Source organism: Enterobacter sp. RHBSTW-00994 (assembly GCF_013782625.1).
GTDB lineage: Bacteria > Pseudomonadota > Gammaproteobacteria > Enterobacterales > Enterobacteriaceae > Enterobacter.
This window is the reverse complement of record NZ_CP056199.1, coordinates 3,091,243-3,111,073: the sequence shown is the minus strand read 5'-3', so window position 1 is coordinate 3,111,073 and position 19,831 is coordinate 3,091,243. Positions and strand designations below refer to the sequence as shown.

The window sequence follows — 19,831 nt, the reverse complement described above, 5'->3', positions numbered from 1 at the left end:
ACGATACCTCACCCTACACGGTATACACAGATGAAGAAAAACTCCCTCACGGGAGCGTGTTTACTCGCGCTCTCGCTGATGATGGGGAGCGGTGCGGCGTACGCAAAAACGCCGCCCGACCAGCTCATCATCGGTATGAATATGAACAACTTGCTGACTCTCGATCCGGCAGCAATGACCGGTAACGAAGTGGTTGGCATTGTGGTGAATCTCTACGATTCACTGGTAGAGCTTGATCCGAACGAACTCACCAACGTCAGGCCCGCACTGGCGAAGTCCTGGGATATTGCCCCCGATGGCAAAACCCTGACTTTCCACCTGCGTGATGATGTGACATTTCATTCCGGCCATCCGCTGACGGCAGACGACGTGGTCTGGTCGATGCGGCGTTTGCTGCACCTCAATCTGGCCCAGGCATCGGTATGGAAATCCTACGGTTTCAGCAAGAAAAACATCGATAAGCAGATCAGCGCCCCGGATGCCTACACGGTGCAGATTGTGTTGCCCAAAGCCAATGACCCGCAACTGGTGATCTACTCCCTCGGCGCTCTGGGTAATCTGGGCGTGCTGGACAGTAAAACGGTACAAACCCATGAAGTGAACAATGACTGGGGAAACCGCTGGCTCACCACCAACGAAGCCGGTTCCGGCCCGTTCATGCTCGACACCTGGCAGGCAAAAGATGTGTTGCGTATGCAGCGTAATCCGCACTACTGGCGAGAAGAGCCGAAGATGAGCCGCGTGGTATTGCGCCATTTTCAGGAGTCGCAAACTCTGCGCCTGATGATTGAAAAAGGCGATCTCGACATCGCGAACAACATGGCGGTGGCGGACATCAACGCCCTGCGTAAAGACCCGCAACTTACCGTCGAGGCTGTACAAAAAGGAACGGTGTATTACGTTGCGATGAGCATGAAGGAAGCCCACTTTGCCAACCCCAAAGTGCGCGAAGCGGTGCGTTATCTGATCGATTATCAGGGGATCAACAAAGCGTTGATGCCGGGTTATGGTGTGTTGCACCAGCGTCCAATTAAGGCGGGAATGCCCTCCACGCTGCCGGACCCAGGCTACACGCTTGATCTCCCCCGCGCCAAAAAACTGCTGGCGGAAGCGGGTTACCCGAATGGATTTGATACCACATTGCGGGTGTTGGCGGATCAACCCTTTCTCAACATTGCCATTGCCGTACAGTCCACGCTGATGCAGGCCGGGATTAACGCCAAAATCATCACCGGGACAGGGAATCAGATCTACGGCGCAATGCGCGAGCGCAAGTTCGATATGCTGGTTGGGCGCGGCGGCAGTGGCGTCGAGCCGCATCCGCACTCCAGCCTGCGCGCGCTGGTCTATAACCCGGATAACAGCGATGACGCCCGGCTCACCAACTTCCAGGGCTGGCGCACCAGCTTTTACGATAAACCGCTCAACGAGATGATCGATAAAGCCCTGCTGGAGCGCGATCCCAAAAAACAGATTGCCGACTACCAGCAAATTCAGGTGCGGTATGACGAACTGATCCCGGCGATGATCCCACTATCGCAGATGGTCGATTCCGTGGTCGTGCGTAACGACGTGAAAAACTTCCAGTCGCACCCGTCAGCCACCACATTCCTGCGCGATGTGTATAAAACTGGAGGTGACAAATGAGTGTGGCGATTTTCTCTCCCAACTCCCGTACACGCCGCTTCTCGAAGCGGTTCACTCAGGTACTGGTGACGCTTTTTGGCCTGCTGCTGCTGACCTTTTTTATCGGTCGCGTGATGCCGGTCGATCCGGTGCTGGCGATTGTTGGCCCGGATGCCGATCACAGTACCTATCAGCAGGTCTATCACCAGCTGGGTTTCGATCAGTCGCTGCTGACCCAGTTTGGTATTTACCTTAATAACCTGCTGCATGGCGATCTGGGGAGTGCATTGTTAACCGGTAAGCCGGTGACGGATGACATTCTGCGGGTCTTCCCGGCGACGCTGGAACTGGCGACGATGGCGATTATCGTCGGGGCAGGTCTTGGTATTCCGCTGGGGGTTCTGGCCGCTGCGCGTCGGAACAGTTTTTCCGATTACGTAGTGCGCATTATCAGCCTTGCGGGATATTCCACACCGATCTTCTGGGTTGGCATGATGGGGCTATTGCTGTTTTACGCCTGGCTTGGCTGGGTAGGGGGCGCCGGAAGACTGGATCTGGGTCTGGACGGGCTTGTGCCGCGTCGTACCGGGCTGATGACCGTCGATGCACTGCTGGCCGGGAACAGCGCTGTGTTCTGGAATGCGATTAACCACCTGGTATTGCCGGCCTCGCTGCTCGGTTTCCATTCGCTGGCCTACATCAGCCGTATGACCCGCAGCTTTATGCTGGCGCAGTTGTCGCAGGAGTTCATCATCACCGCGCGTGTTAAGGGCTTAACCGAGCGTCAGGTGATCTGGAATCACGCGTTTCGCAACATCCTCGTCCAGCTTCTGACGGTCGTTGCGCTGGCTTACGGCTCGCTGCTGGAAGGGGCAGTGCTGATTGAAACCGTCTTTTCCTGGCCGGGCTTTGGCTCCTATCTTACCGGTAGTTTGTTGTTGGGGGATATGAATGCCGTGATGGGCTGTGTACTGCTGGTGGGGATGATCTTTGTGATGCTCAACCTGCTCTCCGACATGCTGTATCAACTCTTTGACCCGAGGACGAAATCATGACCGTTTCTCTGGATAGCCCGCTGGGAACGCGTCACTCTGAAGGCCGCCAGCGTTTTAAACGGGCAGCATCGCGTGCTGCCGGGTTTGTCGGCAAAATGGCGCGCAACCCACTCACGGCGATAGGTGGCGGTATCATTTTGCTGCTGCTGATTGTCGCCGCCTTTGCACCGCTCATTGCACCGTATAACCCGCTGGTGCAGGACCTGAATAGTGCGCTGGTTGCTCCGAACGCGCGACACTGGTTCGGTACGGACGAGTTTGGCCGCGATATCTTTAGCCGCCTCGTGTACGGCTCGCGTATCACCCTCTATATCGTGCTACTGGTCTCCGTCACCGTTGGACCACTGGGATTGTTGCTGGGCGTAACCGCCGGGTATTTCGGCGGCAAAGTTGATGCGGTGCTGATGCGCGTAACAGACATTTTTATCTCCTTCCCAAGCCTGGTGCTGGCACTGGCGTTTGTCGCCGCGCTGGGCCCTGGGCTTGAACATGTGGTGATTGCCATTACGCTCACCGCCTGGCCGCCGATTGCGCGACTGGCGCGAGCGGAAACGCTCTCTCTGCGCCAGGCCGATTTTATCTCCGCTGTGCGCTTGCAGGGAGCGTCACCAGTACGCGTGTTGTGGCGACACATTGTGCCGCTGTGCCTGCCGTCGGTGATTATCCGCATCACTATGAACATGGCCGGGATCATCCTGACTGCCGCCGGGCTCGGTTTTCTGGGACTCGGTGCTCAGCCGCCAGAGCCGGAGTGGGGCGCGATGATCTCAAGCGGTCGCACCTACATGATGGAGTGCTGGTGGGTCGTGACTATTCCGGGGCTGGCGATCCTGATTAACAGCCTGGCGTTTAACTTCTTAGGAGATGGCCTACGTGACATCCTCGATCCTCGCAGCGAATAATGCGCCTTTGCTTGATGTGCGCGACCTCCACGTCGATTTTATCAACGGCGGTGCGGTGACCAACGCCGTACGTGGCGTCTCTTTCCAGCTCGGACGCGAGAAGCTGGCTATTGTCGGTGAATCGGGTTCCGGTAAATCGACCGTCGGGCGAGCGCTGCTGCGCCTGCATCCGGCCAGGGCCCGAATCAGTGCCACACGAATGCAGTTTGGTGATGTTGATTTGCGTACCGTCAGCGAGGCGCAAATGCGCGGTATTCGCGGCAAACGTATCTCGATGATCATGCAGGACCCGAAATACTCGCTCAACCCGGTGGTGTGTGTCGGGGATCAGATTGCTGAAGCCTGGCTCACCCATCATCCAGGGCGTAAGGCAGAGGCAAAAGCCAAAGTACTGGAGATGCTTGACGTGGTGCGTATCCGCCAGCCGGAACGCGTCTATCACCTTTATCCGCACGAGATTTCCGGTGGGCAGGGGCAGCGCATCATGATCGCCATGATGCTGATCACCGACCCTGAACTGGTGATTGCTGATGAACCTACCTCGGCGCTGGACGTGTCGGTGCGTTTACAGGTGCTGGGGCTACTGGACGATCTGGTGCTGTCGCGTGGTCTGGGGCTGATCTTTATCAGCCACGACATTAACCTGGTGCGCAGTTTTTGCGATCGGGTGCTGGTGATGTATGCCGGACGAGTGGTGGAGTCTATCGCCGCGTGCGACCTACATAACGCGAAGCATCCCTACACTCAAGGGTTAATCAGCGCGTTGCCGGAACTGAATCACCGCCGTCCCGTATTGCCCGTGTTGCAACGCCAGGCAAACTGGCTCACCGAGTGAGGAGCTGAGATGATCGAGATTAAACACCTCAACCTGGCCTTTGGCGAAGGTGAGAAGCGTAATCAGGTGCTGGACGATGTGAACATTAGGGTCCGGGAAGGGGAGATTTATGGCCTGGTGGGGGAATCCGGATCGGGTAAAACCACGGTGCTGAAATGTCTGGCCGGACTCTTTACTCACTGGGAAGGCACGTTGGCAATTGACGGTAAACCGCTGGAAAAGCGTATCAGTCAGGCTCGGTGTCGTGGTGTGCAGATGGTGTTTCAGGATCCCTACGGTTCGCTCCATCCGCGCCATACCATTGGTGACATTCTGGAAGAGCCACTGCAAATTCACGGAATGAATGACCGGGAGCGACGTATCCATTCGTTACTGGACAGAGTCGGGCTGAACCGGGCGTTTCGCGATCGCTATCCACATCAACTTTCCGGTGGGCAGCGTCAGCGTGTGGCGATTGCCCGGGCGCTGATTCTGGAGCCGCAGGTATTGTTGCTGGATGAGCCGACCTCGGCGCTTGATGTATCGGTGCAGGCGGAGATCCTTAACCTGCTTGCCGAACTCCAGCGTGAATCGAATCTTACCTATCTGATGGTCACGCACGATCTGGGGGTGATTGCGCATCTGTGCCAAAAGGTGGCCGTTATGCAATACGGTAAAATTCTGGAAACCTTAACCGTCGACGATTTGGTTGCCGGGCACGCCAAAACCGGCTATACGCAAATGCTGGTGAATGCCAGCCAGCAGTACAGCCGGGAGATGGCGCGGGAGGTGGCGGCGTATTAGCGCAGCAACGGGCAATCCGGCGGCAGGCGGCAGCTTAGTGCGCCGGGTAACACCGCAATACGAAAATGTTTCCCGCTGAGTGGCTCCCCATCCAGGTTAAAGGTCATGCTGTGTGGGGCGCTTACTTCGAACCAGGCTGACTGACCATCGATCAGATTGGGGTTTTGCTCCGGCCTGGTCAATGTGTTGAACAGGGCGGGAAGCAACTCTTCTCCGGTAAAAATGCGCAGTTGCAATAAGCCGTCGTTGATCAGTGCATCCGGGCATAATTGTTGGCCCCCTCCGGCCTGGCGACCATTGCCAATTCCGATCACCAGCGCGTCACCTTGCCAGTGAAAATCGTCGCCGTGGATTTCGCAGCGATCGGGTTTCAGGGTGTCCATCCGCATCAGGCCATGAATAAAGTAGGAGACGCCACCCAGAGCGGCTTTGAGTTTTTCCGGCGTTTCGCTGGTGATGCGCGTACCAAAACCACCTGTGGCCATGTTGATAAAGCAGGTTTTATCGTTCACCTGAGCAATGTCCACGGCAGTTGCTTTCCCGGCGATAGCGAGTTGAAGTGCTTTGCTGAGATCGTCAGGAATACCCACGCTGGTGGCAAAATCATTCGCCGTACCGAGCGGCAAAATGCCTAATGCAGGACGAACCGGGGCATTCAGGTGAATAAGTGCGGTGGCGATTTCATTGATGGTTCCATCGCCGCCACCGGAGATAACGGTTTCAACCCCCAGATGGCACGCTTCATCAAGATAGCGAGCTGCATCGCCTTTTTCCCATGTGACGCGGACATGGATGCGTGCCCCTTGATCGCGCAGGTCAGCAATCGCCTGGCGCAGAATATCGTTGCCGGCACTCTTGCCGTTGAGGATCAGTAAACTATCCGGATATGTCGCCATTGTGATGCTCCCTTTTTATACGTTATCAAGAGTGTATCTCAGGGAGAGGAAAAGCGGTTAAGAAGAGGATGAAAGGAAAAAATCAGCCTGCGTAAGGGAGATTACGCAGGCTAAGGAGGTGGTTCCTGGTACAGCTAGCATTTATGGGTTATGTTTTTCAGCGAGATGGATAATACCCGTATTGAACGGAACGGTATGTGATCCGATTCTAAGAATCATCCTGGACTGAAAAAATACCTGCAATGAACTATTTACTGTGTGGATTACGGGTGTTTTCGCCTTCGAAATTGCGCATCAGCAGCGCAAATTCCAGATCCACTTCTTCAGGAACCGGCAACCAGACCGTATGACCGTCTCCTGGTGCGACGGTAATGGCTTCACCTTTACCGTTTTCCAGATGTTCCAGACGGAAGTTGATGTTGCCCTGAGGGGTCATCAGTTCCAGGCTGTCACCTTTGGTGAATTTGTTTTTGACGGCAACGGCTGCCAGATCACCTTTGCGTGCGCCCGTAAAATCACCGACAAACTGCTGACGTTCAGAGACTGAATAACCGTGTTCATAGTTCTGGTAATCGTCGTGGGTATGGCGGCGCAGAAAACCTTCGGTGTAACCGCGATGGGCCAGACCTTCCAGCGTCTCCAGCAGGCTGGTATCGAACGGTTTACCGGCAGCGGCATCGTCGATCGCCTTACGATAGACCTGCGCGGTACGAGCGCAGTAGTAATAGGATTTGGTACGGCCTTCGATTTTCAGGGAATGCACGCCCATTTGCGTCAGGCGCTCAACGTGAGCGATGGCGCGCAGATCTTTCGAGTTCATGATGTACGTGCCATGCTCGTCTTCAAAGGCTGTCATGTACTCGCCCGGACGTTTTGCTTCTTCAATCATAAATACGCTGTCAGTCGGCTCGCCGATACCGAGCGTCGGTTCAACGTTCTTCACCGGGATCGGCTCGTGTTTGTGGACGATATTACCGATATCGTCCTCTTTGCCTTCCTGAACGTTATATTCCCAGCGGCAGGCGTTGGTGCAGGTTCCCTGGTTCGGGTCGCGTTTATTGATATAGCCTGAGAGCAGGCAGCGGCCTGAATAGGCCATGCACAGTGCACCGTGAACGAAGATTTCAAGCTCCATATCCGGAACCTGAGTGCGGATTTCCTCGATCTCTTCGAGTGACAGTTCACGCGACAGGATCACACGGGTCAGCCCCATCTGTTTCCAGAATTTCACGGTTGCCCAGTTCACGGCGTTTGCCTGTACCGAGAGGTGAATGTCCATGTCAGGGAAGTTCTCCCGAACCAGCATGATTAAACCAGGGTCTGACATGATCAGCGCATCCGGCCCCATATCCACAACGGGTTTCAGGTCACGAATGAACGTTTTCAGCTTGGCGTTGTGCGGTGCGATGTTAACGACCACATAGAATTTTTTGCCCAGGGCATGCGCTTCATTGATGCCAAGTTGCAGATTCTCGTGGTTGAATTCGTTGTTGCGCACGCGCAGCGAGTAGCGCGGTTGGCCCGCGTATACCGCGTCAGCACCATAAGCGAAAGCGTAACGCATATTTTGCAGCGTTCCCGCCGGGGAGAGGAGTTCCGGTTTAAACATGTTTGTTCTCGTTCTGATGACAGGTCAGATCCGCTAGCACCAGGTGCAGCGTCAGGGGAGATCCCATACTTTAAGGGCGGGCATTGTAGCGCTGAGGGGCGGGGAGGTAAACCTTTTGATAGTTCAATTGGCTCTTGAATGCGCTCTGAAAGCCTTGCGATTAATCAATGAACAATGGTCGGTGACAGTTAAAAATAAAAAATCTCATCCTTTTTAAATTTATTAATATATGTTTAACTCTGTTCTCAAATTATATTCAGTAAACACCTTTGCTACTATTTTTGGTGGGTGTGAAAACGAGGGAACATAAAATTATGCTAAAATCAGCATGTAAAGTGGTAATTGCGGCGTCACTTTTGATTAATTGTCATGTAGTCATGGCGGCGGGGCCTGTTAATCTTGGTCTTTCGGCTCTTGAAACGCTAAATAAAGGGCTCGAATTTAAAGAAGCTATCGAAGAAGTTGAACATCATAAGAAGGTGGCTGAGATGGTTTCTGGTATTTATACAAATGCTACAGTGTATAAGCTTTACGATTCTATCGTCGGGCCATACAGAAATGCCACCCCAGATATATTGAAACAGAAGGAGAAAGTGTTTTATGAAGAGGCTCGCAAAAAAAGTATCAACTTACCTGATAACATTTACTTGTCATACTACGGTGAAAAAGATTATTTGGTGGTTATGACCAAACTGACAAATGCTGATTGTAAAGGATTTAGGGCAAAATTAAATAATTCAGACATTCAACATCTCATTATTAACCCCGGTGAGAAAGAATCAGAGTGTAAACTCTTCGGCGATAACATCGTTGCTTATGTACCAAAAACATTTAATCCAAACTATCAATAATGTTCCCTTTTAGGGAGAACGGTATTGTTTCTGAAGAGTAAATTCACATAATGTCACCCTTGGCAGGTGACATTCGTTTTTAGTCCGATATTATCACGCAATCCTGCATGCATCCGCTTCCCATCGATAACCTACGCCATACACTGCGCGAATAAACGACTGGTCGGCATCGAGTGCCTCCAGTTTACGACGCAGATTTTTGATATGGCTATCGATAGTGCGGTCAGTGACGACCCGGTAATCATCATAAAGATGGTTCAGCAGTTGTTCGCGCGAGAACACTTTCCCTGGCTCGTGGGAGAGCGTTTTGAGCAAGCGAAATTCAGCAGGGGTGAGATCCAATAATTTGCTGCGCCAACTGGCCTGAAAGCGGCTTTCGTCAACGATCAGCGGGCTTTCTGCATCCAGTACCTGCAATTCTCGCTGCGGTTTGCAGCGACGCAGGATCGTTTTCACGCGTGCGACCACCTCGCGTGGGCTATATGGTTTACAGATGTAATCGTCTGCGCCAATCTCAAGACCCAGCAGACGGTCGATCTCTTCGATTTTGGCTGTCACCATCACGATCGGGACATCGGAAAAACGGCGGATCTCGCGGCACAGGGTCAGGCCGTCAGTGCCGGGCAGCATCAAATCCAGCAATATCAGCGCGGGTGGCGTCTGGCGAACATAAGGAAGAACCTTGTCGCCGTGGCTGATAAGCGTAGGGGCGTAACTTGCCGCGCGTAAATAGTCGATTAATAACTGCCCAAGTTTAGGCTCGTCCTCCACGATCAGAATACGTGGCGTGTTTTCATCAATGGGTAACTCGGTCATGCTTCTCTCGATAAATCGCGTTCCAGCGGTAACTCTACTGTAATGCTAACCCCGCCAAAAGGCGAATGAGCGGCGCGGATTGTACCGTTATGCGCTTCGACAATGTTGACGCAAATGGCCAGCCCCAGCCCGGAACCGCCGCTGGCGCGGTTACGTGAACCTTCGGTACGATAAAAACGCTCGAACAATTTTTCAAGCTGCGTGTCCTGCACCCCGGGAGAACTGTCGGCAAACGTCAGCGCAAAACGGCTGGCTTCCAGCCTGCCAGAAATGTACAACGCGCCACCGCTGTCGGTATAGCGCAGGCTGTTCTCCAGTAAATTATTGAAGAGCTGCGTCAGACGGTCGCGATCGCCAAACACCACAGCGCTGTCCGGCAGGGAGAGCTCAATTTTCAGGTTACGGCTGGAAAAGCGTTCACGGAATGCGCCTGTGGTGACTTCCAGAATGTTGATCACATCAACAGGGGCTTTTTGGTAGGCCAGTGCCCCTTCGTCGGACATGGAAAGCTGATGCAGGTCGTTCACCAGCTTGGTGAGCGTACCCACTTCAGCCTGAAGTGACGCCACCGACTCCGGTGTGAACTGGCGTACGCCATCCTGAATAGCCTCCAGTTCGCCACGGAGTACCGCCAGCGGAGTACGGAGCTCGTGCGAAATATCGGCCATAAAATCACGGCGCATCTGCTGGTTTTTTTCCAGTGTACTGGCGAGCTGGTTAAAGTCTTGCGCCAGCCTGCCCAGTTCATCCTGGCTGCGGGTGTCCACGCGAGTAGAGAAATCACCGGCTGCCAGTTTATGTGTACCTTCCACCAGCCGCTTGACTGGCGCGAGCAGGCCGCGTGCCAGTGGGAAGGTAGCGAGTGCGGCGAGCAGTGTGGAGAGGGCGACAATCAACCAACTGGTCTGACGCTGCTGCCTGTCGAAGTTGATGTCGGTGTTACGTGTCAGCCGCTCAACCGGCGACGCAATCACCCAACCTACGCTGACATTATTGAACATGATGGCCCGACGCATACCATCCGGAGGAACAGGGGCGCGTGGACCGACCAGCACTTTTTTATCCTGATCGACCACCCAGAACTGCGTACGCCAGCCGTGAGGTGGCATGCCAGGGCCAGGACGGTCATCGTCATTATCGTGCTCAAGCGAACGCAGGATCTGGAACACGAAACGATCGTTGTTGCGCAGGAAACGCCAGTTGCCGTGAAGGGCGTATTGCTCGCTCAGGGCATCGCTCAGCCCCTGTAAACGCTGCTCGTTTCCGTGTTTGATGTAATCAATAAAACCGCGCTCGAAGCTAACACGCACGGCCCAGTGCATGGTGATCAACAGGACAATGCAGGTGGTAAAAATCGCGACAAAGAGCTTGCCGGTAATACCGGGACGCCAGAACTTCATGGTGCACTCCTTTTGCCACGTCGGATAACGACGTTCTTACTGGTATCATCCGGCACTCTGGCGAAGATGAGCGCGGGCAGGGCGATGATCACCGCCATGCTGAGATAGGTATACAAAAAGACCTGATGCGCGACGGGGGTATCGACGCTGAGATGGTGTTGTCCATACATACCCAGCAGCAGGCCTGCCACCGTTACACCGACGCTCATGGAGAGTTGCATAACCATCGATAACAAGCTGTTGCCACTGCTGGCCAGTTCATCCGGCAGATCTTTCAGCGTCAGCGTGTTCATGGAAGAGAAGCGCATGGAATTGATAATGCCCTGGCAAAAAAGCACCAGCGGAAGCGCGTAGTACCAGCCCATTAATGCCACGGTCATAAACAGCAGGCTGACTACTGCCAGGCCAAGCGTGGCGGCCACCAGTACGTGACGGTAGCCAAAGCGGTTCACGACCTGCACCACAATACGCTTCATCCCCATACTGCCGAGTACCATCGGGATCATCATTAAACCTGCGTGGAAGGGTGAGAAACCCATACCAATCTGTAAAAAGACCGGGGTCATGAACGGTAACATGCCGCTGCCCACCCGCCCGGCAAAGCTGCCGAAAAGACCCAGCCGGTAGGTTGAATTTCTGAACAATGACAGGCTGAAGAGGGCTTGCTCGTTATCTCTGGCATGCCATAGATACCACAGGATTGCGGTGATACCGAGGACGACCAGAATACCCAGCGTCAGGGACGAAATGCCCAGCCCCTTTTGGCCGTCGAGCGCCAGCGTGAGTGTTGCCATTCCGGCGGCCAGCAGAATGAAGCCGATGAAATCAAAACGCCGCGTCTGCATGGTGTAATTCGGCATGAGCATCAGCGTAGCAATAGCCCCAACAATCCCCACAGGCAGGTTGATTAAAAAGATCCAGTGCCAGGAGGCGTACTCGACCAACACCCCGCCCAGCGCAGGGCCAAGCAAGGGGCCAACCTGGCCTGGCAGCGTGACAAAGGTCATCGCTGCCATGTATTGCTCGCGCGGGACGATCTTCATCACCGTCAGTCGTCCGACGGGAACCATCATCGCGCCGCCGACGCCTTGCAGGACGCGAGCCATCACCAGTTCATTGAGCGTATTGGCCTGAGCGCAAAACAGCGACCCTATAGTGAACAGCACGATGGCAGTAAAAAAAATATTCCTCACGCCCACTTTATCCGCCATCCAGCCGCTGGCAGGCAGCATCACGGCGACGGTCAGCACATAGGAGACAATCACCATGTGCATATGCAGCGGACTCTCTCCCAGACTTTTCGCCATCGAGGGGAGGGCAGTATTCACAATGGTCGTATCCAGCGACTGCATAAAGAAGCCGAAGGCGACAATCCATAACTGCCAGCGGACGTTTTTCGGGAGGTCTGTCATTTACCCATTTACCGTATCTCTGTGTTTACGCGAAAAACGCACCCGCAGGCGGTCGAAAAAGAGATAGACCACCGGCGTGGTGTAGAGCGTCAATAGCTGACTCATGACTAAGCCGCCGACAATGGTTATCCCCAGCGGTTGACGCAGCTCAGAGCCATCGCCACCTGAAATAACCAGAGGAAGTGCGCCAAACAACGCCGCCAGCGTGGTCATCATGATCGGACGAAAACGCAGTTGGCACGCCTGGAAAATGGCCTCTTCCGGCGTCAGGTTACCGTTTCGCTGTGCGTCGAGCGCAAAGTCGACCATCATGATGGCATTTTTCTTCACAATGCCGATGAGAAGCATGATCCCAATCAGGGCGATGAGGCTAAAGGGCGCACCGAACAGCTCCAGCGCCAGCAATGCGCCTACACCTGCCGACGGCAGTGTAGAGAGAATGGTCAGCGGATGGACATAACTTTCATACAGCACCCCCAGCACAATATAGACCGTCGCGATGGCGGCGAGGATCAGTATCACCTGCGAGTTCATCGTCTCCTGGAAGACCTGAGCGGTTCCGGCGAAGCTGCCGCGCACAGTGGACGGCACGCCGAGCTGGGTCATGCTGCGGTTGATCGCATCACTGGCTTCTGACAGCGATGAGCCGGTTGGCAGGTTAAACGAAATAGTTGATGCCGCCGACAACCCCTGATGGTTGACCGATAGCGGCGCGTTTGCAGGCTGCCAACGGGCAAAATACGACAGCGGAATGGCCTTACCGTCGCTGTTGATGACAAACATCTTATCCAGCGCGCTGATATCCTGGGTGTAACGCGGATCAACTTCCATCACCACCTTGTACTGGTTCATTGGCTGGTAGATGGTGGATATTTCCCGCTGACCAAATGCATTATTGAGCAGGCTGTTAGCCGCTTCGACGTTAATGCCTAACCGCGACATGGTTTCGCGATCGTAGGTCAGATCCATTTCCGCACCGTTATCCTGCTGATCGGAGTTCACGTCTGCCAGCTCAGGCAATGCGGCTAGCGCCTTGCGGATCTTCGGCTCCCATTCGCGCAACGCGGCCAGGTCGTCAGAGAGCAGTGTGTACTGATAGCTGGCGTTGGCCTGGCGTCCACCCACACGGATATCCTGAACGGCCATCAAAAACAGATTCGCGCCCGGTTCTTTGGCAAGCTTGCTGCGCAGACGGTCAATGACCTGCTGTGCAGTTTCGTTGCGTACGTCGCGTGCTTTCAGGGTGATGAACATCATTCCGCTATTTACCCGCGAACCGCCGGTAAATCCGGTGACGTTATCCACCGCAGGATCTTCACGAATAATTTTCATAAAGTCCTGCAATTTACCGCGCATCGCCTGGAATGAAATGCTCTGGTCAGCCTGGATGCCACCCATCAGTACGCCGGTGTCTTGTTCCGGGAAGAAGGTTTTCGGGATGGTGATATACATCCACACGTTGAGCACGATTGTGCCTGTCAGCACCAGACCGACAAGCCGGGTATGGTTCAACACCCATTTCAGCGATCTGCCGTAGCTCTCCTGCATAGCCATCAGGAAGCGACCAAAACCTTTTCGCCGAGGCTGTGAGTGTGGTTTGCTCCGTTTTAGCATCCAGCCACACATCATCGGCGTCAGCGTCAGGGAGATGATGAGTGAAATGCCTATGGCGACGGAAAGTGTCACGGCGAATTCGCGTAACAGTCGGCCCGGGAGCCCGCCCATCAGCAACAACGGCAGGAATACCGCCACCAGCGACAGGCTCATGGACAGCACTGTGAAGCCGACCTCGCGTGTCCCCTGAAGCGCGGCTTGTAAGGGTTTCATCCCGGCTTCAAGGTGGCGAGAGATATTTTCCAGCACTACGATGGCATCATCGACCACAAATCCGGTCGCGATGGTCAGTGCCATCAGCGACAGGTTATTCAGGCTAAACCCGCACAGATACATGGCCGCGAATGTCCCAATCAGGGACACCGGAACCGCCACCGCCGGGATAAGCGTGGCGCGTCCGGAACGCAGAAACAGAAACACCACCAGAATCACCAGCGCGACGGAGATGATCAGCGTCTGCTCCACCTCTTCGAGCGAGGCGCGGATCGTTGGGGAACGGTCCTGGGCGATCTGCAAATCAATGGCCGCCGGGATAGTTTCCTGCAATTCAGGCAGACGGGCACGAATACGGTTTACCGTCTCGATAATGTTGGCTTCCGGCAATTTGCGAATCATCAGCAAAATGGCCGGTTTGGCGTTGGTCATCCCGGCATTACGGACGTCCTGTACCGAGTCGGTCACGTTGGCGACGTCGCTGAGCCGTACCGCTGCACCGTTGTTGTAGTGAATAATCAGTGGCTGGTATTCCGTCGCGGTTTTCAGCTCATCGTTGGTTTGAACCTGCCAGCGATGGCTGGCGTCTTCAATGGCTCCCTGCGGTTTGCGCACGTTGGCATTACTGATGGCAGTGCGCACGTCATCCAGTGATACACCCTGGTTGAACAGCGCCTGCGGGTTCAGGTCAACACGCACAGCGGGCAGGGAGCTACCGCCCACATCCACATCTCCTACGCCATCAATCTGGGAAATAGTTTGTGCCAGCTGCGTGGAGGCGAAATCGTATAGCTGCCCCTGAGAGTAGGTATCCGAGATGAGCGTCAGGATCATGATTGGCGCATCGGACGGATTCGCTTTGCGATAGGTTGGACGGCCAGGCATCCCGCTGGGCAACAAGCTTTGCGCGGCGTTAATTGCTGCCTGAACGTCGCGTGCCGCACCGTTAATGTCCCGGTCGAAGCTGAACTCCAGGATGATCCGCGTACTGCCCAGCGAACTACTGGAGGTCATTTCGTTGACCCCGGCGATACGCCCAAGCGAACGTTCCAGCGGTGTCGCCACTGACGACGCCATGGTTTCCGGCGATGCGCCAGGCAGCGAGGCGCTGATCATAATTACCGGGAAATCCACCTGCGGCAAAGGGGCAACCGGCAACAGCCGGAAGCCAAGAATGCCGCACAGGGTGATGGCAAGTGAAATTAAGATCGTTGCCACCGGGCGGTAAATGAAGAGGGCAAAAAACTTCACTTACGCCTCCTCTTCACGTTTCGGGAAACGGTTCTTTGACCACAGTGCCAGACTGTCAAACAGCAGGTAAATCACGGGCGTCGTGAATAAGGTCAAGACCTGGCTGACCAGCAGACCGCCAACCATGCCGATACCTAATGGGCGACGTAACTCCGCGCCGACCCCGGTACTCAGCATCAGCGGTAATGCGCCGAGAAGGGCGGCGAGCGTGGTCATCAGAATCGGACGGAAACGCAGCAGGCAGGCCTGGAAAATGGCATCACGCGGCGACATGCCTTGCTCACGTTCAGCAGCAAGGGCAAAGTCGATCATCATGATGGCGTTTTTCTTCACGATCCCGATAAGCAGGATGATCCCGATGATCGCTATCACATCCAGCTCGCTGCCCGCCAGCATCAACGCAAGTAGTGCACCGACACCTGCAGTTGGCAGGGTAGAGAGGATGGTAATAGGGTGAATGAAGCTTTCATACAGCACGCCGAGCACGATATACATCGCCACGACAGCGGCCACAATCAGCCAGATGGTGTTGCCCAGTGCGGCCTGGAACGCCAGCGTGCTGCCCTGGAATTGGGTCTGAATATCCGACGGGAAATTCAGGCTTTTTTCCGCCGTCAGAATCGATTCGACGGCTTCACCCAGTGAATACGCGTCTGGCACATTGAAGGAGATCGTCGTAGACGGGAACTGATCCAGATGGTTTATCGATAGCGGTGTATAGCGCTCTTCGACATTCGCAATTGCGCTTAATGGCACAATGCCGCCGCTGCTGCTGGTTAGACGCACCGTGTCCAGCGCGGCAAGTCCCGGCGTACTATCGGTATTGTGTTCCAGCACCACCCGATATTGGTTCGCCTGAGTGTAGATGGTTGAGATCAGGCGCTGTCCAAACGCGTTGTACAAGGCGTTATCGACATCCGCCATCGTAATGCCCAGGCGGCTGGCGCTGTCGCGGTTAACGTTCACGTATGCTGCCAGCCCCTTGTCCTGCCAGTCGCTACTAACATCAGAGAGTTGTGGCAGCGTTTTCAGTTTATCAACCAGTTGCGGAACCCAGGTGCTAAGTGCCTCAAGGGACGTAGCCTGTAGCGTGAACTGGTACTGCGTGCGGCTCACCTGAGTATCAATGGTTAGATCCTGAATCGGCTGGAGATACAACTCGACGCCTGGCACGCGCGCCACATCATTTTGCAGACGGTCAATCACCGTCTGTACGCGGTCATCACGGTCGCTTAGGGGTTTTAAATTGATTTGCAGGCGCGCGCTGTTCAGCGACGGATTCGTCCCGTCGACACCCACGAATGACGTCAGGCTTTCGACCGCCGGATCTTTCATGATGATTTCCGACACCTGTTGCTGGCGCTGGGCCATGCTGGCGAATGACACCGATTGTGGGGCCTGAAGCGTCCCCTGGATGATGCCGTTGTCCTGAATCGGGAAGAATCCTTTTGGAATAAAAATCCACAGCATCACACTCAGAGCCAGTGTCCCCAGTGCGACGCTGAGTGTTGCCCACGGATGATTAAGGACTTTCGCCAGGACGTGACCGTAGGCGGCAATGATGCGCTCAAACAGTCGCTCAGACGCGCGGGAGAAGCGGTTCTGCTTACGCAGAGACTCATGGCTGAGCATGCGGGCGCACATCATTGGCGTCAGCGTCAACGAGACTATCGCGGATATCAGAATCGCTACCGCCAAAGTCACTGCGAACTCGCGGAACAGGCGGCCCACAATATCGCCCATAAACAGCAAAGGGATCAGCACGGCAATCAACGAGAAGGTCAGGGAGATAATGGTAAAACCGATCTCTCCTGCGCCTTTCAGCGCTGCGGCCAGCGGTTTTTCCCCTTTTTCGATGTAGCGCGAGATGTTCTCGATTACCACGATGGCATCATCGACCACAAAACCGGTCGCGATGGTTAGCGCCATGAGTGTCAGGTTATTGATCGAGAAATCGAGGAACACCATGACGGCGAAGGTCCCGACCAGCGAAAGTGGAACGGCAACGGCGGGAATAATGGTTGCCGGAACGTTACGCAGGAACAGGTAGATAATCATGACGACCAGCGCAATCGCCAGCACGAGCTCAAACTGTGTATCGGAAACGGAGGCCCGGATGTTGGTGGTGCGGTCAGAAAGCACTTTCACGCTGACCGACTTCGGCAGGCTTTCGATAAGCTGCGGCAGCATGGTTCGAATGCTGTCCGCAGTTTCAATGATGTTCGCACCTGGCTGGCGCTGAACGTTCATCACGATGGCCTGCTGTTTGTTGGCCCATGCGCCAAGCCAGCTGTTTTCTGCCCCTTGCTCAACGGTGGCAATATCACCCAGACGGATGGGCGCGCCATTCTGGTAGGCCACAATCAGTTGACGGTATTCATCGGCGGATTGCATCTGATCGTTTGCCGAAAGCGTGACGGCACGCGTCGGGCCATCAAGCGAGCCTTTCGCCGAGTTCACGTTGGCATTGCTGATGGCTGTACGGATGGTTTCACTGGTTAAGCCCAGTGAAGCAATCGCCTGAGCATTGAGCTTCACTCGAACAGCGGGACGTTGCCCGCCCGCCAGCGTAACCAGGCCGACGCCAGACACCTGAGAAATCTTCTGCGCCACACGCGTTTCAACCATGTCCTCAACCTGTGTCATCGGAATGGCCGATGAGGTAACGGACAGGGTCATGATGGGCGGGTCCGCCGGGTTGACTTTGCTGTAGACCGGTGGGTTTGGCAGATCGGAAGGCAGCAGATTCGTGGCCGCATTGATTGCTGCCTGGACTTCTTGTTCGGCCACATCCAGCGATAGCGTAAGCTGGAATTGTAGCGTGACGACGGATGCGCCGCCGGAACTCTGTGAAGACATCTGCTTCAGGCCCGACATCTGACCAAACTGGCGTTCCAGTGGGGCGGTAATGGCGGAGGTGACGACATCCGGACTCGCACCCGGATAGAGGGTGATGACCTGAATCGTCGGATAGTCCACTTCTGGCAGCGCCGAAACGGGTAAAAAGCGGTAGCCAATCATCCCGGCGAGCAGGATAGCCACCATCAACAAGGTCGTGGCGACAGGGCGCATGATAAACAGGCGTGATGGCCCACCTGTAGAGCTCGGTGGTAACACCTGCATCAGGAGTTTGCTCCCTGTTTAGCATGCTGGCGTTTTGCGGGTTGCTCACCCGGCGCCGTACTGCTGTGCGCTTCAACCACCTCGACTTTGGCGCCTTCAGTCAGGCGGTCAATGCCGTCGGTGACGACGCGATCGCCTGCGGAAAGTCCTGCGCTTATCACAACAGTCTGGCTGTCCTGAATTCCAGTTTTGACCAGATGTTTGCTGACCTTATTGTCGCTGTTCAGCGCCCAGACGAAGTTACCTTCATTGCCCATTTGCAGGGCGGCGGTAGGGATCACCACGGCATTTTCTTCGGTCGCAACCAGCATCCGGGCGTTGACAAACTGGTTCGGGAATAACGCATCGTCCTGGTTGTTAAAACGAGCCTTCAGCTTGATTGTGCCGGTGGTCGCATCAATCTGGTTATCAAGACTGAGCAGTTTGCCTTCGCTCAGTTTTTGCTTGTTGGTCCGATCCCAGGCTTCGACAACCAGGGCTTGTCCGGTTTTTTGCGCCTGCACGACGGTGGCGATATCACTCTCTGGCAGGGTAAAGACTAAGTCGATAGGGTGGGTCTGGGTTATGACAACAATACCTGTGGTGTCACCGCTGGAGATTTGGTTACCGATATCGACCTGTTTCAGACCCACACGCCCGTCAATTGGGGCGGTAATTCTGCTCCAGTCGAGTTGTAACTGTGCGCTGGCAACGGATGCTTCATCGGCTTTGATCGTGCCCAGCGTCTCGCTGACCAGTGATTGTTGGGTATCCAGCTCCTGACGTGAGACGAGATTAGTTTTAACCAGTTGTTGATAGCGGGCTAAATCACGTTGTGCATTGGCAAGCGTGGCCTTGTCTTTTGCGAGCTGCCCCTGTGCCTGGGCAAGCGTGACTTTAAACTGGCTCGGGTCAATTTCTGCCAGTAAATCACCGGCTTTAACCTGCTGACCCTCCTGGAAGTGAATGGACATCAACTGACCGTCCACACGGCTACGTACCGTCACGGTATTCGCCGCTGTGATAGTTCCGAGGCCCGAGAGATAACGAGGAACGGCTTTATTAACTGCTGTCGCCGCCTGAACCGGAGCCAGAGGCCCATTACGCATACCGTGACGACCGCTACCGCCGCCAGTTGGGCGTTGTGATTGATTGCTGGCTCCTGTGGGGGCGGCTGAGTCCGAGGATTGACTGTGCCAGTACCAGGCGGCGGCAATGACCACCACAATGATGCCAGCGGCGATTGCCCAGCGGGATTTATTACGGCCTTTCATCGTTATACGTTCTCATCCTGAAACACTTCGGGGAATGATACTAGTTTAGTCAGGAGAGAGAGCAGAAAAATGGAGGAAATATGGAACACTGTCTGGAATTGTCTGAATGGGGCTAAAAGCAAAACGGCAACGTCAGTTGCCGTTTTTAGTGTGTTCTCAGTCTCCCCGAGGGAGCGCGCTGGGGCAAGCATG

The 19,831-nt window shown here is 54.9% G+C and carries 14 protein-coding genes; 6 read left to right on the top strand and 8 right to left on the bottom strand.

What is annotated here, in order from left to right; genetic code table 11:
- Nucleotides 1–30: 30 nt before the first annotated feature.
- Genes HV346_RS14980 through HV346_RS14960 form a run of 5 tightly spaced genes read left to right on the top strand, consistent with a single transcriptional unit; the run spans nucleotide 31 to nucleotide 5,201 of the window.
- A complete protein-coding gene (locus HV346_RS14980) occupies nucleotides 31–1,647 on the top strand; it encodes an ABC transporter substrate-binding protein (RefSeq protein ID WP_181620091.1) in 1,617 nt (538 codons plus the stop codon).
- A complete protein-coding gene (locus HV346_RS14975) occupies nucleotides 1,644–2,681 on the top strand; it encodes an ABC transporter permease (RefSeq protein WP_181620090.1) in 1,038 nt (345 codons plus the stop codon). The genes HV346_RS14980 and HV346_RS14975 overlap by 4 nt, the downstream gene beginning before the upstream one ends.
- Nucleotides 2,678–3,583, top strand: coding sequence for an ABC transporter permease (locus tag HV346_RS14970; protein WP_181620089.1), 906 nt, complete (start codon nucleotides 2,678–2,680; stop codon nucleotides 3,581–3,583). Before HV346_RS14975 ends, HV346_RS14970 begins: the two co-directional genes overlap by 4 nt.
- Nucleotides 3,555–4,418 carry an ABC transporter ATP-binding protein gene (locus tag HV346_RS14965; protein WP_181620088.1) on the top strand — a complete coding sequence of 288 codons (864 nt, stop codon included), beginning with the start codon at nucleotides 3,555–3,557 and terminating at the stop codon, nucleotides 4,416–4,418. Before HV346_RS14970 ends, HV346_RS14965 begins: the two co-directional genes overlap by 29 nt.
- Before the next feature lie 9 nt (nucleotides 4,419–4,427).
- Complete coding sequence (locus HV346_RS14960; protein WP_181620087.1) at nucleotides 4,428–5,201, top strand: ABC transporter ATP-binding protein; 774 nt, start codon at nucleotides 4,428–4,430, stop codon at nucleotides 5,199–5,201.
- Here HV346_RS14960 and yegS read toward each other — a convergent pair.
- Together yegS and yegQ are read right to left on the bottom strand one after the other, a co-directional pair.
- A complete protein-coding gene (yegS, locus tag HV346_RS14955) occupies nucleotides 5,198–6,097 on the bottom strand; it encodes a lipid kinase YegS (protein ID WP_181620086.1) in 900 nt (299 codons plus the stop codon). The two genes, HV346_RS14960 and yegS, sit on opposite strands and share 4 nt — an antisense overlap.
- A 247-nt stretch (nucleotides 6,098–6,344) precedes the next feature.
- On the bottom strand, nucleotides 6,345–7,706 hold the full coding sequence (gene yegQ / locus HV346_RS14950; protein WP_181620085.1) for a tRNA 5-hydroxyuridine modification protein YegQ: 1,362 nt from the start codon (nucleotides 7,704–7,706) through the stop codon (nucleotides 6,345–6,347).
- 314 nt (nucleotides 7,707–8,020) lie between these two features.
- Between yegQ and HV346_RS14945 the strand changes: the two genes are divergently transcribed.
- Nucleotides 8,021–8,557 (top strand): hypothetical protein, encoded by a 537-nt coding sequence (locus HV346_RS14945; RefSeq protein WP_181620084.1) that lies wholly within the window; start codon nucleotides 8,021–8,023, stop codon nucleotides 8,555–8,557.
- Nucleotides 8,558–8,650: 93 nt separating this feature from the next.
- Here the strand turns inward: HV346_RS14945 and baeR are convergent, their stop codons facing one another.
- Genes baeR through HV346_RS14915 form a run of 6 tightly spaced genes read right to left on the bottom strand, consistent with a single transcriptional unit; the run spans nucleotide 8,651 to nucleotide 19,639 of the window.
- On the bottom strand, nucleotides 8,651–9,373 hold the full coding sequence (baeR, locus tag HV346_RS14940) for a two-component system response regulator BaeR (protein WP_181620083.1): 723 nt from the start codon (nucleotides 9,371–9,373) through the stop codon (nucleotides 8,651–8,653).
- Nucleotides 9,370–10,773 (bottom strand): two-component system sensor histidine kinase BaeS, encoded by a 1,404-nt coding sequence (gene baeS, locus HV346_RS14935; RefSeq protein ID WP_181620082.1) that lies wholly within the window; start codon nucleotides 10,771–10,773, stop codon nucleotides 9,370–9,372. The genes baeR and baeS overlap by 4 nt, the downstream gene beginning before the upstream one ends.
- Complete coding sequence (locus tag HV346_RS14930; RefSeq protein ID WP_181620081.1) at nucleotides 10,770–12,185, bottom strand: MFS transporter; 1,416 nt, start codon at nucleotides 12,183–12,185, stop codon at nucleotides 10,770–10,772. The genes baeS and HV346_RS14930 overlap by 4 nt, the downstream gene beginning before the upstream one ends.
- A complete protein-coding gene (mdtC, locus tag HV346_RS14925) occupies nucleotides 12,186–15,263 on the bottom strand; it encodes a multidrug efflux RND transporter permease subunit MdtC (RefSeq protein WP_181620080.1) in 3,078 nt (1,025 codons plus the stop codon). It abuts the gene before it with no gap.
- Complete coding sequence (locus HV346_RS14920) at nucleotides 15,264–18,386, bottom strand: MdtB/MuxB family multidrug efflux RND transporter permease subunit (protein ID WP_181620079.1); 3,123 nt, start codon at nucleotides 18,384–18,386, stop codon at nucleotides 15,264–15,266. It abuts the gene before it with no gap.
- Nucleotides 18,386–19,639 carry an MdtA/MuxA family multidrug efflux RND transporter periplasmic adaptor subunit gene (locus tag HV346_RS14915; RefSeq protein WP_181620078.1) on the bottom strand — a complete coding sequence of 418 codons (1,254 nt, stop codon included), beginning with the start codon at nucleotides 19,637–19,639 and terminating at the stop codon, nucleotides 18,386–18,388. The genes HV346_RS14920 and HV346_RS14915 overlap by 1 nt, the downstream gene beginning before the upstream one ends.
- Nucleotides 19,640–19,831: the final 192 nt, after the last annotated feature.

Excerpts from the sequence above, each read along its gene's own strand:
- HV346_RS14930 (WP_181620081.1), bottom strand. The coding sequence starts at position 12,185 with ATGACAGACCTCCCGAAAAACGTCCGCTGGCAGTTATGGATTGTCGCC.
- HV346_RS14975 (WP_181620090.1), top strand. The coding sequence starts at position 1,644 with ATGAGTGTGGCGATTTTCTCTCCCAACTCCCGTACACGCCGCTTCTCG.
- HV346_RS14970 (WP_181620089.1), top strand. The coding sequence starts at position 2,678 with ATGACCGTTTCTCTGGATAGCCCGCTGGGAACGCGTCACTCTGAAGGC.
- HV346_RS14920 (WP_181620079.1), bottom strand. The coding sequence starts at position 18,386 with ATGCAGGTGTTACCACCGAGCTCTACAGGTGGGCCATCACGCCTGTTT.
- HV346_RS14980 (WP_181620091.1), top strand. The coding sequence starts at position 31 with ATGAAGAAAAACTCCCTCACGGGAGCGTGTTTACTCGCGCTCTCGCTG.
- baeS (WP_181620082.1), bottom strand. The coding sequence starts at position 10,773 with ATGAAGTTCTGGCGTCCCGGTATTACCGGCAAGCTCTTTGTCGCGATT.
- HV346_RS14915 (WP_181620078.1), bottom strand. The coding sequence starts at position 19,639 with ATGAAAGGCCGTAATAAATCCCGCTGGGCAATCGCCGCTGGCATCATT.
- HV346_RS14945 (WP_181620084.1), top strand. The coding sequence starts at position 8,021 with ATGCTAAAATCAGCATGTAAAGTGGTAATTGCGGCGTCACTTTTGATT.
- yegS (WP_181620086.1), bottom strand. The coding sequence starts at position 6,097 with ATGGCGACATATCCGGATAGTTTACTGATCCTCAACGGCAAGAGTGCC.
- baeR (WP_181620083.1), bottom strand. The coding sequence starts at position 9,373 with ATGACCGAGTTACCCATTGATGAAAACACGCCACGTATTCTGATCGTG.
- HV346_RS14960 (WP_181620087.1), top strand. The coding sequence starts at position 4,428 with ATGATCGAGATTAAACACCTCAACCTGGCCTTTGGCGAAGGTGAGAAG.
- yegQ (WP_181620085.1), bottom strand. The coding sequence starts at position 7,706 with ATGTTTAAACCGGAACTCCTCTCCCCGGCGGGAACGCTGCAAAATATG.